General features: G+C 70.6%; 14 protein-coding genes. All 14 read left to right on the top strand.

Features of this window, described 5'->3' with window-relative positions:
- The first annotated feature begins 193 nt into the window (after positions 1-193).
- The 14 genes from rho (at position 194) to AB0E02_RS31770 (ending at position 14,175) form a co-directional block, all read left to right on the top strand.
- Positions 194-2,233: a transcription termination factor Rho gene (gene rho / locus AB0E02_RS31835; RefSeq protein WP_362145757.1), complete on the top strand. Its 2,040-nt coding sequence runs from the start codon at positions 194-196 to the stop codon at positions 2,231-2,233.
- Between the two features lie 426 nt (positions 2,234-2,659).
- Entirely contained in the window at positions 2,660-3,787 is a 1,128-nt protein-coding gene (locus AB0E02_RS31830; protein ID WP_362145754.1) for an LCP family protein, read from the top strand.
- Between the two features lie 174 nt (positions 3,788-3,961).
- Entirely contained in the window at positions 3,962-4,186 is a 225-nt protein-coding gene (gene rpmE, locus AB0E02_RS31825; protein WP_362145751.1) for a 50S ribosomal protein L31, read from the top strand.
- A gap of 123 nt (positions 4,187-4,309) precedes the next feature.
- A complete protein-coding gene (prfA, locus tag AB0E02_RS31820) occupies positions 4,310-5,389 on the top strand; it encodes a peptide chain release factor 1 (protein WP_265361106.1) in 1,080 nt (359 codons plus the stop codon).
- Positions 5,390-5,426: 37 nt separating this feature from the next.
- Positions 5,427-6,272, top strand: coding sequence for a peptide chain release factor N(5)-glutamine methyltransferase (gene prmC / locus AB0E02_RS31815; RefSeq protein ID WP_030414147.1), 846 nt, complete (start codon positions 5,427-5,429; stop codon positions 6,270-6,272).
- A gap of 52 nt (positions 6,273-6,324) precedes the next feature.
- Positions 6,325-6,972, top strand: a complete 648-nt coding sequence (locus AB0E02_RS31810) for an L-threonylcarbamoyladenylate synthase (protein WP_030414146.1) — start codon at positions 6,325-6,327, stop codon at positions 6,970-6,972.
- Positions 6,972-7,652, top strand: a complete 681-nt coding sequence (locus tag AB0E02_RS31805; protein WP_201801568.1) for a protein-tyrosine-phosphatase — start codon at positions 6,972-6,974, stop codon at positions 7,650-7,652. Before AB0E02_RS31810 ends, AB0E02_RS31805 begins: the two co-directional genes overlap by 1 nt.
- Positions 7,653-7,782: 130 nt before the next feature.
- Positions 7,783-9,186 carry a serine hydroxymethyltransferase gene (locus tag AB0E02_RS31800; RefSeq protein ID WP_362145745.1) on the top strand — a complete coding sequence of 468 codons (1,404 nt, stop codon included), beginning with the start codon at positions 7,783-7,785 and terminating at the stop codon, positions 9,184-9,186.
- Between the two features lie 99 nt (positions 9,187-9,285).
- A complete protein-coding gene (locus AB0E02_RS31795; RefSeq protein ID WP_362145819.1) occupies positions 9,286-10,629 on the top strand; it encodes an MraY family glycosyltransferase in 1,344 nt (447 codons plus the stop codon).
- Between the two features lie 288 nt (positions 10,630-10,917).
- Positions 10,918-11,355 carry a hypothetical protein gene (locus tag AB0E02_RS31790; protein WP_362145742.1) on the top strand — a complete coding sequence of 146 codons (438 nt, stop codon included), beginning with the start codon at positions 10,918-10,920 and terminating at the stop codon, positions 11,353-11,355.
- A gap of 279 nt (positions 11,356-11,634) precedes the next feature.
- Complete coding sequence (gene atpB, locus AB0E02_RS31785; RefSeq protein ID WP_362145816.1) at positions 11,635-12,429, top strand: F0F1 ATP synthase subunit A; 795 nt, start codon at positions 11,635-11,637, stop codon at positions 12,427-12,429.
- Positions 12,430-12,505: 76 nt separating this feature from the next.
- Positions 12,506-12,754, top strand: a complete 249-nt coding sequence (atpE, locus tag AB0E02_RS31780) for an ATP synthase F0 subunit C (protein ID WP_018087389.1) — start codon at positions 12,506-12,508, stop codon at positions 12,752-12,754.
- 42 nt (positions 12,755-12,796) lie between these two features.
- Positions 12,797-13,363 (top strand): F0F1 ATP synthase subunit B, encoded by a 567-nt coding sequence (locus AB0E02_RS31775; protein ID WP_362145738.1) that lies wholly within the window; start codon positions 12,797-12,799, stop codon positions 13,361-13,363.
- Positions 13,360-14,175 (top strand): F0F1 ATP synthase subunit delta, encoded by an 816-nt coding sequence (locus AB0E02_RS31770; protein WP_362145735.1) that lies wholly within the window; start codon positions 13,360-13,362, stop codon positions 14,173-14,175. Before AB0E02_RS31775 ends, AB0E02_RS31770 begins: the two co-directional genes overlap by 4 nt.
- The last annotated feature ends 112 nt before the right edge of the window (positions 14,176-14,287 follow it).

The raw sequence follows: 14,287 nt of genomic DNA, 5'->3' as shown, positions 1-14,287 counted from the left end.
GCATGCTCCGGAATCGGCGTGACGACATGAGTCACTCTGCATCTCTTCGCGCCGGAATCATGAACTGATCTCTCCGCCACTTCCGGCGGGACCACCGCCCCGGCCCGGTCCGCGAGACCTGAGGACCCAGCCGGACAGCACAACCGGTCGCCGAGCCAGACAGGCCGACGCCCGCTCCAGGGAAGGACCCTTCGTGAGCGACACCACCGATCTGATGGGCGCGCGCACCGATGGCAGTGCCACCACGCCCGCCACGGACGCTCCCGCCGCGCCTGCCACCACCCGGCGCCGCCGTTCCGGCACCGGCCTTGAGGGCATGGTCCTGGCCGAGCTGCAGCAGGTGGCCTCCGGCCTCGGTATCAAGGGCACCGCGCGGATGCGCAAGAGCCAGCTGATCGAGGTCATCAAGGAGCGCCAGGCCGGCGGCTCGGGCACGGCGGCCAAGGCCGATGCGTCCACCGAGGCCGAGGCCAAGCCCAAGCGCCGTACGACCTCCAAGGCCCGCACCGGCGAGGAGGCCGAGCCCAAGGCCGACAAGACCGAGCGCGCCGCCAAGGACAAGGCGGACAAGGCCGGCGCCCAGCAGCAGATCGACATCCCCGGCCAGCCCGTCAGCGATGAGCAGCCGGCCGGTGAGCGGCGCCGCCGCCGGGCCACCGCCGCCGCGGGCAGCCCCGAGGCCGACGGTGGCCTCAAGACCGACACCAAGGTCGAGGCGAAGACCGACACCAAGACCGAGGCGCGCACCGACACCGCCACCGCTCCGCAGGAGACCGGCGAGGGCCGGCCCGCCAAGGGCGGCGAGCGCCAGGAGCGCGGCGACCGCCAGGACCGGGGCCAGAAGGGCGACCGCGGTGACCGCGGTGACCGCCGCCAGCGCGACCGCGGTGACCGCCGCAAGGGCGACGCCGGCGACGGCGGCCAGGGCGGCCAGCGCCAGGGGCGCGACCGTGACCGGGACCGCGACCGCCGGGACGAGGACGACGACTTCGAGGGCGGCCGGCGCGGCCGGCGCGGCCGCTACCGCGACCGTCGCGGCCGCCGCGGTGGCCGCGAGGAGTTCGGCAACGAGCCGCAGATCGCCGAGGACGACGTCCTGATCCCGGTCGCCGGCATCCTGGACATCCTCGACAACTACGCGTTCATCCGGACCTCCGGCTACCTGCCCGGCCCGAACGACGTCTACGTCTCGCTCGCCCAGGTCCGCAAGAACGGCCTGCGCAAGGGTGACCACGTCACCGGCGCGGTCCGGCAGCCCAAGGACGGCGAGCGGCGCGAGAAGTTCAACGCGCTGGTGCGGCTCGACACCGTCAACAGCATGGCGCCCGAACAGGGCCGCGGGCGGCCGGACTTCGGCAAGCTGACGCCCCTTTACCCGCAGGAGCGGCTGCGCCTGGAGGGCGAGTCCGGTGCGCTGACGACCCGGATCATCGATCTGGTCTCGCCGATCGGCAAGGGCCAGCGCGGTCTGATCGTGGCCCCGCCGAAGACCGGCAAGACCATGATCATGCAGGCCATCGCCAACGCGATCACCCGCAACAACCCCGAGTGCCACCTGATGGTCGTCCTCGTCGACGAGCGTCCCGAAGAGGTCACCGACATGCAGCGGTCGGTCAAGGGCGAGGTCATCTCCTCGACCTTCGACCGCCCGGCCGAGGACCACACCACCGTCGCCGAACTCGCCATCGAGCGGGCCAAGCGCCTGGTGGAGCTGGGCCACGACGTCGTCGTCCTGCTGGACTCGATCACCCGCCTGGGCCGGGCGTACAACCTCGCCGCCCCGGCCTCGGGCCGCATCCTGTCCGGTGGTGTCGACTCCACCGCCCTCTACCCGCCGAAGAAGTTCTTCGGTGCGGCGCGCAACATCGAGGACGGCGGCTCGCTGACCATCCTGGCCACCGCGCTGGTCGAGACCGGCTCGCGGATGGACGAGGTGATCTTCGAGGAGTTCAAGGGCACCGGCAACATGGAGCTCAAGCTCGACCGGAAGCTCGCCGACAAGCGCATCTTCCCGGCGGTGGACGTGGACGCGTCCGGCACCCGTAAGGAAGAGATCCTGATGGGCAGCGACGAGCTGGCCATCGTCTGGAAGCTCCGCCGGGTGCTGCACGCCCTGGACCAGCAGCAGGCCATCGAGCTGCTGCTGGACAAGATGAAGCAGACGAAGTCCAACGCGGAGTTCCTGCTGCAGATCCAGAAGACGACGCCGACCGCGGGCAACGGCAACGACTGACGCCCCCGGAGCGCTCCGGCGCCGTCCGCACCGCCCCCCTCGCCCTCACGGGTGAGGGGGGCGTCGTGCTGAGTGGCCCGTACGGCGTCCCGTGACGGCGGCCCCCGGCACGGCTGCGCGCCCGGTGGTCCTGTGACCTGCGCCGCGTCCCGGGAGCCGACGAAGTGTCCGATCTGAGACGTTCCGCACAGATCGCCGTCGGACGCAACGTTCCGGCCAGGCCGGAAACCGGGACGAAAGACCAGGTGAGGACGGCGGAGCCGGCGCACGGCCGGCCGCGGCCCGCGGTGATTTCTAAGAATCCGCTCATCACTTGCTGTGCAACCCTTCCCGTCAGCCTCCCGTCTGACAAGGCGCGACGGGCCGTGACAGCAGGCAGCACGGTGACGGCGAGGGGTAGTGACGGCGACAAGGACTGAGGAGCAGATGGCGGACAGCAGTGGGACCGTGCAGACGGCCGAAAGCCGTGCGCGCGGCATACGTGCCACGGGCCGCCGGCGCAAGGGGCCGACCCGGCGCCGCCGGGCACTGACCATCACGCTGTGCGCGCTGGTCAGCGTCGTACTGCTCGGTGGTGCCGGACTCGGCTACGTCTACTTCAAGCTCAACGGCAATCTGAAGGGCGTCGACATCAACGCCGCCCTCGGCCACGACCGGCCCCAGAACGTCGACGACGGCTCGATGGACATCCTCGTGATGGGCTCCGACTCGCGGGCCGGCAAGAACGGCGAGTACGGCAAGGACGAGGGCGGGGCGCGCTCGGACACCGCGATGGTCGTGCACGTCTTCAAGGGCCACAAGAAGGCCAGCGTCGTCAGCATCCCCCGGGACACCCTGATCAAGCGGCCCGACTGCACCACCAAGGACGGCAAGAACGTCCCCGGTGAACGGCGGGCGATGTTCAACACCGCCTTCGAGGTCGGCGGCCCGGCGTGCGCCGTCAAGACCGTCGAGTCGATCAGCGGGATCCGGATGGACCACTTCATCGAGGTCGACTTCACCGGCTTCAAGAAGCTCATCGACGCGCTGGGCGGCGTCGACATCACCACCACCAAGGCGATCGACGACCGCAACAGCCACCTGCACCTGAAGGCCGGCCACCACACGCTCGACGGCGAGCAGTCGCTCGGCCTGGTCCGGACCCGGCACGGCGTGCCCGGCGGCGACGGCAGCGACCTGGGCCGCATCCAGCTCCAGCAGACGTTCCTCAAGGCCCTGATGAACCAGGTCAAGAACGTCGGCGTGCTGACCAACCCCACCAAGCTCTACGACATCGCCGACACGGCCACCAAGGCCATCACCACCGACACCGACCTGAACTCGGTCAGCGAACTGACCGGCCTGGCCAAGAGCCTGGGCTCCATCGGGTCGGAGAACATCGACATGGTGACGCTGCCGGTGACGTACGACACCGCCAACCCCGACCGCGTGGTGCCGCTGACCCGGCAGGGCAAGCAGGTCTGGGACGCGCTGCGCAACGACCGGGACATCCCGAAGTCCGCGATCAAGGGCTCGGCCGGTGACACGGGCGGCACGAGTCGCTACGTGAAGTAGCCGCGGTACGCGGTTCCGGGGCCCGCGCGGTCCCGGAACCGGGCGGGGAATAGTTGCGCAGGTACCCCGGTTTTGGGAGATACGGCTAGTCCTGGCAGACTGGACCGTCGGCCCCGGTTCACGTGACGCAACCCGCGACACGACCCGGTGCACTCCCGAACCTAGGAGAATCCCTTGAAGCGCGACATCCACCCGGAGTACGTCGAGACCCAGGTCAGCTGCACCTGTGGCGCGTCCTTCACCACCCGTAGCACCGTGGCCGGCGGCAGCATCCGCGCCGACATCTGCTCCGAGTGCCACCCGTTCTACACCGGTAAGCAGAAGATCCTGGACACGGGCGGTCGTGTGGCCCGCTTCGAGGCCCGCTTCGGCAAGAAGGCCGGGGCCGCCAAGAAGTAGCGACCCACAAGGCGCCGGTCTCCGGTCGCCCCTGTCCAGGGGTGGCCGGACCGGCGCCTTTTTTGGCGGGGGACACCCCCGGGTAGGTAGAGACAGTCAGCCAGCCAGCAGAGGAACCCCACGATGTTCGAGGCGGTCGAAGAACTGATCGGTGAGCACGCCGATCTCGAAAAGCGGCTGGCCGACCCCGCGGTCCACGCCGACCAGCGCGAAGCCATGCGGCTCAACAAGCGCTACGCCGAGCTGACCCCGATCATCGCGACGTACCGCGACTGGAAGCAGACCGGCGAGGACATCGAGACCGCGCGCGAACTGGCAGCGGACGACCCGGACTTCGCCGACGAGGTCAAGGAGCTCGACGCCCGCCGCGAGGAGCTGACCGAGAAGCTGCGGCTGCTGCTCGTCCCGCGCGACCCCAGCGACGACAAGGACGTCATCCTGGAGGTCAAGGCCGGCGAGGGCGGCGAGGAGTCCGCGCTGTTCGCCGGCGACCTGCTGCGGATGTACCTGCGCTACGCCGAGCGGGTCGGCTGGAAGACCGAGATCCTCGACGCCAACGAGTCCGACCTCGGCGGCTACAAGGACGTCCAGGTCGCCGTGAAGACCAAGGGCGGCAACGGCGCGGTCGAGCCCGGCCAGGGCGTCTGGGCGCGGCTGAAGTACGAGGGCGGGGTGCACCGCGTCCAGCGCGTGCCCGCCACCGAGTCGCAGGGCCGGATCCACACCTCCGCGGCCGGCGTGCTGGTCACGCCCGAGGCCGAGGAGGTCGAGGTCGAGATCGTCGCCAACGACCTGCGGATCGACGTCTACCGCTCGTCCGGGCCCGGCGGCCAGTCCGTCAACACCACCGACTCCGCGGTGCGCATCACCCACCTGCCCACCGGCATCGTCGTCTCCTGCCAGAACGAGAAGAGCCAGCTCCAGAACAAGGAGCAGGCGATGCGCATCCTGCGCTCCCGGCTGCTGGCCGCCGCCCAGGAGGAGGCCGAGCGCGAGGCGTCGGACGCCCGGCGCAGCCAGGTCCGCACGGTCGACCGCTCCGAGCGCATCCGCACGTACAACTTCCCCGAAAACCGCATTTCGGACCACCGCGTCGGCTTCAAGGCGTACAACTTGGACCAGGTGCTCGACGGCGAGCTCGACCCGGTCATCCAGGCGTGCGTCGACGCCGATTCGGCCGCCAAGCTCGCCGCCGCCCAGTAAGCCCCGCTCGACCCGTCCGCACGGCTGGAGGACCCCCGTGAACCTGCTGCTCGCCGAGGTGGCCCAGGCCACCCAGCGGCTGGCCGACGCCGGCGTGCCCTCACCCCGCTTCGACGCCGAGGAACTCGCCGCACACGTGCACGGCGTCAAGCGGAGCCAGCTGCACGCGGTCCCCGACGCGGACTTCGACGCCCGCTACTGGGAGGCCGTCGCCCGCCGCGAGGCCCGTGAGCCGCTCCAGCACATCACCGGCCGGGCCTTCTTCCGCTACCTCGAACTCAGCGTCGGGCCAGGGGTGTTCGTGCCCCGGCCGGAGACCGAGTCGGTGGTCGGCTGGGCGATAGACGCGGTGCGGGCCATGGACGTCGTCGAGCCGCTCATCGTCGACCTGTGCACCGGCTCCGGGGCGATCGCACTCGCCCTGGCGCAGGAGGTGCCGCGCTCCCGGGTGCACGCCGTGGAGCTGTCCGAGGAGGCCCTGGCGTACGCCCGCAAGAACGTCGAGGGGTCCCGCGTCGTTCTCCATCACGGCGACGCGCTGACCGCGCTTCCCGAGCTGGACGGCCAGGTCGACCTGGTCGTCTCCAACCCGCCGTACATCCCGCTGACCGAGTGGGAGTACGTCGCACCCGAGGCACGCGACCACGACCCCGAGCTCGCGCTGTTCTCGGGCCAGGACGGCCTGGACACCATCCGCGGCATCGAGCGGACCGCACACCGCCTGCTGCGGCCCGGCGGCGTGGTCGTCATCGAGCACGCGGACACCCAGGGCGGGCAGGTGCCGTGGATCTTCACCGAGGAGCGGGGCTGGGCCGACGCGGCCGACCACCCCGACCTCAACAACAGGCCCCGTTTCGCCACCGCGCGCCGGGCGATGCCATGACGCCCACCGCCTTGATGAACCCCCCAACCGTTCGGCACCAGGAGGACCGCTAATGGCACGGCGATACGACTGCAGCGACGCGACCGACCGCGCGACCGGTCTGCGCGAGGCCGCCTCGGCCGTCCGCCGCGGTGAGCTGGTCGTGCTGCCGACCGACACCGTCTACGGCATCGGCGCTGACGCCTTCAGCGCGGAGGCCGTCGGCGACCTGCTGGAGGCCAAGGGCCGCGGCCGCGGCATGCCCTCCCCGGTCCTCGTCGGCTCGCCCAACACCCTGCACGGCCTGGTCACCGACTTCTCCGAGCTGGCCTGGGAGCTCGTCGACGCCTTCTGGCCCGGCGCGCTCACCCTCGTCGCGCGGCACCAGCCGTCGCTGACCTGGGACCTCGGCGAGACCCGCGGCACGGTCGCGGTCCGCATGCCGCTGCACCCGGTCGCGATCGAGCTGCTGACCGACGTCGGCCCGATGGCCGTCTCCAGCGCCAACCTCACCGGCCACCCTTCCCCGCAGGACTGCGACGCCGCACAGGAGATGCTGGGCGACGCGGTGTCCGTCTACCTCGACGGCGGCCCGACGCCCGCCGCCGTGCCGTCCTCGATCGTCGACGTCACCGGCAAGGTGCCGGTGCTGCTGCGCGAGGGCGCGCTCGGCGCCGACGAGCTGCGCAAGGTGGTACCCGAGCTCAAGGTGGCCAATTGATGGCGCCCCTGGGGCGTGGCATAGCGGGACCAGGCGACGACACCGACCCCCCGGTACCTCCTCCGCCCCTTTTCCGGATCCTCCACGTCAGCACCGGCAACGTCTGCCGCTCGCCCATCACCGAGCGGCTGCACCGTCATGCCCTGGAACGGCGGCTCGGCGGCGCCCACTGCGGCGGGCTGATCGTGGAGAGCGCCGGCACCTGGGGGCACGAGGGCGCCCCGATGGAGGCGCACGCCGCCACGGTGCTGACCGACTACGGCGCGGACCCGGCCGGCTTCATCGGCCGCGAACTCCTCGACGAGCACGTCATCCGCGCCGACCTGGTGCTGACCGCGACCCGCGACCACCGCGCGCAGGTCATCTCGATGGGCCACTCCGCGGGGCTGCGCACCTTCACCCTCAAGGAGTTCAACCGGCTGGTGCGGGCCATAGACCCCGCCACGCTGCCCGAACCGGACCCGGACCTGCCGGACGGCGGGCTGGTCGAACGGGCCCGGGCGCTGGTCGGCGCGGCCGCCGCGCTGCGCGGCTGGCTGCTCGCGCCCAACCCGGAGTCCGACGAGGTCTACGACCCCTACGGCGCCCCCATCACGTTCTTCCGCTCCATCGGCGACGAGATCAACCAGGCCCTCGACCCGGTCGTCACCGCCCTCACCGGGGTCCCCGCCCGGGCCTGACCCGGTGCCGCCGCGGCGGGCCGTGCCGGGCCGCGGGGCCGGCCGGGCCCCCGGGCGGCCCGCACACCGCGCCCGATCGGGCCGCCGCGCCTACATTGGGACTACGTCCCGACGAGGCCCGGAGCACGCCATGCCCGCCACCACCGCGTCACCCCGCAGCGAGACCCCGGCCGGCCGCGCGCCGTCCGCAGGGACCGGCGGCGAGACCGCTGCCGACACCGCTGCCGGCACCGCCGACGAGACGCTCCAGGACCGCGCCCGGGCCGCCGCCCGCGACGGGGTCACGCACCCCGCCGGTGCCCCGGACTTCGGCGCGCTGCTGCGACAGGACCCGGAGATCGCCGGCGTCCTGCTCGGCGAGAGCGCCCGGCAGAGCGACGGGCTGCAGCTCATCGCCGCGGAGAACTTCACCTCGCCGGCCGTCCTGGCGGCCCTCGGCTCCCCACTGGGCAACAAGTACGCCGAGGGGTACCCCGGCGCGCGGCACCACGGCGGCTGCGAGATCGTCGACCTCGCCGAGCGGATCGCCGTGGAGCGCGCCAAGGCCCTTTTCGGCGCCGAACACGCCAACGTCCAGGCCCACTCCGGGTCTTCGGCCGTTCTGGCCGCCTACGCCGCCCTGCTGCGCCCCGGAGACACCGTCCTGGCCATGTCCCTGCCGCACGGCGGACACCTCACCCACGGATCGCCCGCCAACTTCTCCGGCCGCTGGTTCGACTTCGCCGGCTACGGCGTCGACGAGGAGACCGGGCTGCTGGACTACGACGCGATCCGCGACCTGGCCCGGGCCCGCCGCCCCAAGGCCATCGTCTGCGGCTCGATCTCCTACCCCCGGCACCTCGACTACGCCACCTTCCGCGACATCGCCGACGAGACCGGCGCGTACCTGATCGCGGACGTCGCCCACCCGATGGGGCTGATCGCCGGGGGAGCGGCACCGAGCCCCGTGCCGTACGCGCACGTGGTGTGCGGCACCACCCACAAGGTGCTGCGCGGGCCGCGCGGCGGGATGCTGCTGTGCGGCGCCAAACTGGCCGAGCGGATCGACCGTGCGGTGTTCCCCTTCACCCAGGGGGGCGCACAGATGAACGCGGTCGCCGCCAAGGCCGTCGCCTTCGCGGAGGCCGCCGGCCCGGCCTTCGCCGCGTATGCCCGGCAGGTCGTCGCCAATGCCCGGGCGCTCGCCGCGGCGCTCGCGGACCAGGGGCTGACGATCACCACGGGCGGCACCGACACCCATCTGATCACCGCCGACCCCACGCCGCTGGGCCTGGACGCCCGGACCGCCCGGGGCCGGCTGGCGGCCGCCGGGATCGTGCTGGACACCTGCGCGCTGCCGAGCGCACAGGGCGCCGCGGCCCGCCGTACGGGGCTGCGGCTGGGCACCGCCGCGGTCACCACCCAGGGGATGGCCGAAGCGGAGATGACGCAGGTCGCGGCGCTGATCGCGGCGGCGCTGCGGGAGGACGGCACGGCCCGCCGGGAGACCGTCGCACTGGTCCACCGTTTTCCGCCCTATCCCGCCCAAGGGTGACGGCCGGAACCGCACGCTGACACCAGGCGTCTTCTCCTGTATTCACGGCCAGGGGGCGGACCCGCATAGGGTGTGGGGCTGTGATGGCCAGCTATACCTCTGGGGCAGCCCGTGCGTGAATACCTGCTGACGCTGTGCGTCACGGCCGCGATCACCTATCTGCTGACCGGGCCGGTGCGGAAATTCGCGATCGCGGCCGGCGCGATGCCGGAGATCCGCGCGCGTGATGTGCACCGCGAGCCGACACCGCGGCTCGGCGGCATCGCCATGTTCGGCGGGCTGTGCGCGGGTCTGCTGGTGGCCTCGCACCTGACCAACCTCAAGAGCGTCTTCGAGAACTCCGACGAGCCGCGGGCGCTGCTGTCGGGCGCCGCGCTGATCTGGATCCTCGGCGTGCTCGACGACAAGTGGGGCGTGGACGCGCTGGTCAAGCTGGGCGGCCAGATGATCGCCGCGGGCGTGATGGTGCTGCAGGGCCTGACGATCCTGTGGATCCCGATCCCGGGCGTCGGCACGGTCTCGCTCACGCCGATGCAGGGCACGCTGCTGACCGTCGCCCTGGTGGTGATCACCATCAACGCGGTGAACTTCGTCGACGGCCTGGACGGGCTGGCCTCCGGCATGGTGTGCATCGCCGCAGCGGCGTTCTTCATGTACGCGTACCGGATGTGGTTCGGCTACGGCATCGAGGCCGCGGCGCCCGCAACGCTGTTCTCGGTCGTCCTGATGGGCATGTGCCTGGGCTTCCTGCCGCACAACATGCACCCGGCGCGGATCTTCATGGGCGACTCCGGGTCGATGCTGATCGGCCTGGTGATGGCGGCCGGCGCGGTGTCGGTGACCGGCCAGGTCGACCCGGACCTGCTCAACCAGAAGGCGGGCGGTCTGCGCGAGGCCACCCACGCGATGGTGCCGGTCTACATCCCGCTGCTGCTGCCGCTGACCGTCATCGCGGTGCCGGTCGCCGACCTGATCCTGGCCATCGTGCGGCGCACCTGGAAGGGACAGTCGCCGTTCGCCGCGGACCGCGGGCACCTGCACCACCGGCTGCTGGAGATCGGCCACTCGCACAGCCGCGCGGTGCTGATCATGTACTTCTGGTCCGCGCTGATCGCGTTCGGCGCGGTGGCCTACTCGGCCAACAACGCCAGCATGTGGATCGTGCTGGGCATCGTGCTGCTCAGCGCGGTGGGACTGGTGCTGCTCCTGCTGCCGCGCTTCACGCCGCGGGCGCCGCGCTGGGCGGAGCGGATGGTGCCCCCGCGCTACCGCAGGGTGGTCCGTACGGTGCTGGCGCCGGCGGGCGACGGCGTGGGCGAGGGAGCGGCCGACGGGGTGCCGGCGGAGGAGCCGGAGCCGGTCCCGGCGGGGATCAACGGGGCCACCGCGATCGGCGACCGGTCACGCTTCGTGGACCGGCGGCGGGCGGGTAGTCACCGCTGATCCCGGGGTGAGATCGCTCGAACGGGCAGCGAAAACCGGGACGGTTGACCCCATACCAGACAAAAATCCGGCTGTCAGTGCACCAACGCGCAGGTTCACGCTCAAGTGTGACAGGGTCCACACGAACCAGGTAAAGACCTCATCAAATAGTTTGTGATACCGTTCACGAAACCCGGCGACAGAGCCGAAGGACCGTAGTGCGACGGTCCTTGGGCCTCAGGTTCCGCCTCAGGCCGGGTCTACGCTCGTCCCTGACGACACACCCCCACCCCATGCCGGAGCGCCGCCATGCAGTCGAATGACGCCCGACTACTCCTTCACGCCGTTGTGCCCACGCTCGCCCTCGGCGTCGTCGCCGTTGCCGTGAGCGCGGTGGTCGCCGGCGCGACGGGAGCGATCGGCGCCGTCGTCGGCACCGTGCTGGTGCTGCTCATCATGGGCGCGGGCCTGGTGGTCCTGCAGAAAACCGCGAGGAACCTGCCGCAGCTGTTCCAGATGATGGGGCTGCTGCTTTACACGACGCAGATCCTGTTCGTGCTGCTCTTCCTGCTCGCGTTCAAGGACACAACGCTGTTCGACACCAAGGCATTTGCGTTCACCTTGCTCGGTGCCACCCTCGTATGGATCGCAGCGCAGACCCGCGGTCATATGAAGGCAAAGATTCTGTACGTGGATCCCGACTCCGCCGAGCGCAAGAAGGCGGAGACGGCGGGGTCGCCGACGTGACACGTAGGGCCGAGATAAATGCCCTCATGCGGGCCTGCTATCGTCCGGTGCCAACTGCGGCACAGTTGGCGCAGGCGGCTGAGCTCCCGGATCCCACGGGATGGAACGGGAAGTTCTCGCGGCCGATGCCTGCGATCCGGCCCGGCCCAGAGCCGGCCAGCCGCCCCCTAATCCGTAAGACCAGTCCAGTGCCGCTCCGTGGCTCAACGCCGCGCCGACACAACGAGGTTGCCGTACCCATGCGCCACGCTGAAGGAGCTCGCGGTGAGTGCTGAAACGATGCTCGCCTTCGAGACCGACTGCCACATCTTTTCCGGGTGCGGCTTCCCTGCTCCCGGCCTTCAATCGTTCGTCTTCGAGCCGCTGTTCACCATCAATGGCTTCGAGTTCAACAAAGTCATGCTGCTGGCTCTGCTCAGCACCGTCGTGGTCGTGGCGTTCTTCTGGGCGGCGTTCGGCAAGGCGAAGGTCATCCCGAGCAAGATGCAGATGATCGGCGAGGCGGGGTATGACTTCGTGCGCCGCGGGATCGTCTATGACGCCCTCGGGAAAAAGGAGGGCGAGAAGTACGTCCCCTTCATCGTCTCGCTGTTCTTCTTCGTCTGGATCATGAACCTCTGGTCGATCGTTCCGATCGCCCAGTTCCCGGTGACGTCGATCATCGCTTTCCCCGCCGGTCTCGCGGCGATCGTCTACATCACGTGGGTCACCCTGACCTTCAAGAGGCACGGCTTCGTCGGCGCGCTGAAGAACTTCAGCGGCTACGACAAGTCGCTCGGCGCGGTCCTGCCGATGCTGGTCGTCATCGAGCTCCTCTCGAACCTGATCATCCGGCCCTTCACTCACGCGGTCCGGCTCTTCGCCAACATGTTCGCCGGTCACCTCCTGCTGCTGATGTTCACCATCGCCAGCTGGTACCTGCTGAACGGATTCGGCGTGGTCTACGCGGGCGCCTCGTTCGTCATGACCATCCTGCTGACCGCGTTCGAGCTCTTCATCCAGGCCGTGCAGGCGTACGTCTTCGTACTCCTGACCGCGAACTACCTCCAGGGCGCGCTCGCCGAGCACCACTGAGCCCCTGATCCCTCAGCCCCTATAGACGCCCGGTGGCCAACCCCCACCGGTCCGTGAAAGAGAAGGAAGTATCGGCATGTCCGCTGCTCTCGAGACTGTCAACCTCGCCGCCGGTGTCACTGGCAACCTCGGTTCGATCGGTTACGGCCTCGCCGCGATCGGCCCCGGCGTCGGCGTCGGCATCATCTTCGGTAACGGCACCCAGGCCCTGGCCCGCCAGCCCGAGGCCGCCGGCCTGATCCGCACCAACCAGATCATGGGTTTCGCCTTCTGTGAGGCGCTCGCCCTCATCGGCATCGTCATGGGCTTCCTCTTCAAGGCCTGATGGACTGCTGGTAACCACCCCTGACAGACGGAAGGCACTGATGTGAACGCCCTGGTCACCATGGCGGCGGAGGTTCCCGAGAACCCCCTGATCCCGCCGATTCCAGAGCTGGTCATCGGCCTGATCGCTTTCTTCATCGTCTTCGGCATCCTCGCCAAGAAGCTCCTCCCGAACATCAACAACGTTCTGGACGAGCGCCGGAAGCAGATCGAAGGCCGGATGGAGGAAGCCGAAGCGCTTCAGGCCGAGGCCCAGCAGGTGCTCGCGGACTACCGGGCACAGCTGGCCGACGCCCGCCACGAGGCCGCGCGTCTGCGCCAGGAGGCGCAGGAGCAGGGCGCGACTCTCATCGCGGAGATGCGCGCCGAGGGCCAGCGGCAGCGTGAGGAGATCATCGCTGCCGGTCACGCCCAGATCGAGGCGGACCGCAAGCAGGCCGCGCAGTCGCTGCGTCAGGACGTGGGCAAGCTCGCCACCGACCTGGCCGGCAAGCTCGTCGGCGAGTCCCTTGAGGACCACGCCCGGCAGAGCCGGACCATCGACCGCTTCCTCGACGAGCTCGAGGCCAAGGCGGCGTCGGACGCGACGAAGGCTGAGGCCGGCCGATGAACGGAGCGAGCCGCGAGGCACTCGCCTCCGCACGCGAGCAGCTCGACGCGCTGACGGACAACACCGCCGTCGACGCCGCGAAGCTCGCCGAGGAGCTGGCTGCCGTCACCGCTCTGCTCGACCGCGAGGTGTCGCTGCGTCGGGTCCTGACCGACCCGGCGCAGGCCGGCGAGGCCCGGGCCGAACTGGCCGGACGGCTGCTCGGCGGCCGGATCGGCGGCCCGGCCACCGACCTGGTGACCGGCATGGTCCGCGCGCGCTGGTCGCGCTCGCGTGACCTGGCGGACGCGCTCGAGGAGCTGGCCTTCAGCGCCGACCTCGTCGCCGCCCAGCGGGCCGGTGCCCTCGACGACGTCGAGGACGAGCTGTTCCGGTTCGGCCGGATCGTCGGCGCCAACCCCGAGCTGCGCCGTGCGCTGACCGACCGCAACGCGGCCGCGTCGGCCAAGACGGAGCTGCTGCGTTCGCTGCTGGGCGGCCGGGCCAACCCGGTCACCGAGCGTGTCGTGATCCGTCTTGTCGTACAGCCGCGGGGCCGTAGCCTGGAAGCGGGGCTCGACGCCCTCTCCAAGCTGGCGGCGCACCGCCGGGACCGGATGGTCGCGGTGGTCACCTCCGCGGTGCCCCTCGGCGAAGGACAGCGGGAGCGGCTGAGCGCCTCCCTGACCGCGCTGTACGGACGGCAGATCCACCTGAACCTCGACGTGGACCCCGAGGTCCTCGGCGGCGTCCAGGTACGGATCGGCGACGAGGTCATCAACGGGACCATCGCGGAGCGCCTCGACGAGGCGACCCGGCGGATGGCCGGCTGACCCAGCCACCAACTCAAGAGCTGCACAACCGGCGGCCAGACGCCGGACCAGCCGGCCGGACCGAGAGGTCCGGCTGCGGTCCGGAAGAAGCCCCGGGGACCAGCACAAGCAT

Origin of the sequence: Streptomyces sp. NPDC048196, assembly GCF_040652715.1 — a bacterium.
Classification (GTDB): Bacteria; Actinomycetota; Actinomycetes; order Streptomycetales; family Streptomycetaceae; genus Streptomyces; species Streptomyces siderophoricus.
Note: the sequence above shows the minus strand (reverse complement) of the source record. Positions and strands in the feature narration are given on the sequence as shown.

What these genes read in the sequence shown, in the direction of transcription:
- AB0E02_RS31800 (WP_362145745.1), top strand. Translation starts at nt 7,783, where the DNA reads ATGCCCGCCACCACCGCGTCACCCCGCAGCGAGACCCCGGCCGGCCGC.
- AB0E02_RS31830 (WP_362145754.1), top strand. Translation starts at nt 2,660, where the DNA reads ATGGCGGACAGCAGTGGGACCGTGCAGACGGCCGAAAGCCGTGCGCGC.
- AB0E02_RS31770 (WP_362145735.1), top strand. Translation starts at nt 13,360, where the DNA reads ATGAACGGAGCGAGCCGCGAGGCACTCGCCTCCGCACGCGAGCAGCTC.
- prfA (WP_265361106.1), top strand. Translation starts at nt 4,310, where the DNA reads ATGTTCGAGGCGGTCGAAGAACTGATCGGTGAGCACGCCGATCTCGAA.
- atpB (WP_362145816.1), top strand. Translation starts at nt 11,635, where the DNA reads ATGCTCGCCTTCGAGACCGACTGCCACATCTTTTCCGGGTGCGGCTTC.
- atpE (WP_018087389.1), top strand. Translation starts at nt 12,506, where the DNA reads ATGTCCGCTGCTCTCGAGACTGTCAACCTCGCCGCCGGTGTCACTGGC.
- AB0E02_RS31790 (WP_362145742.1), top strand. Translation starts at nt 10,918, where the DNA reads ATGCAGTCGAATGACGCCCGACTACTCCTTCACGCCGTTGTGCCCACG.
- AB0E02_RS31810 (WP_030414146.1), top strand. Translation starts at nt 6,325, where the DNA reads ATGGCACGGCGATACGACTGCAGCGACGCGACCGACCGCGCGACCGGT.
- AB0E02_RS31805 (WP_201801568.1), top strand. Translation starts at nt 6,972, where the DNA reads ATGGCGCCCCTGGGGCGTGGCATAGCGGGACCAGGCGACGACACCGAC.